The sequence below is a fragment of the Vibrio sp. 10N.222.52.B12 genome (assembly GCF_002875385.1).
Taxonomy (GTDB): domain Bacteria; phylum Pseudomonadota; class Gammaproteobacteria; order Enterobacterales; family Vibrionaceae; genus Vibrio; species Vibrio jasicida.
This window is the reverse complement of the sequence record NZ_MDAW01000054.1, coordinates 1-321: the sequence shown is the minus strand read 5'-3', so window position 1 is coordinate 321 and position 321 is coordinate 1. Positions and strand designations below refer to the sequence as shown.

Genomic DNA, 321 nt, shown 5'->3' with positions numbered 1-321 from the left:
TCTATATTGTTAAAGAGCTTGGCTTTCAGTACCTTAGCACTTAAGCAAGGTGCGTATATTACGCCTTTCACTTTGAAAGTCAACATAAAACTCTAAAATAATTTAGAACTTTATGGTGACTTGCTTATTAAATAAGCAAGTGCGAAATAAAGCCTGGCGATGTCCTACTCTCACATGGGGAAACCCCACACTACCATCGGCGCTAATTCGTTTCACTTCTGAGTTCGGAATGGAAATCAGGTGGGTCCAAATCGCTATGGTCGCCAAGCAAATTTTTTAATCTGGAAAGCTGTTTTTAAATTCTATTTATACACATTCAAT

1 rRNA gene is annotated in these 321 nt (G+C 37.7%); it reads right to left on the bottom strand.

The window, feature by feature from the left end:
• Positions 1-151: 151 nt before the first annotated feature.
• Positions 152-268, bottom strand: a 5S ribosomal RNA gene (gene rrf, locus BCT11_RS03490).
• Positions 269-321: the final 53 nt, after the last annotated feature.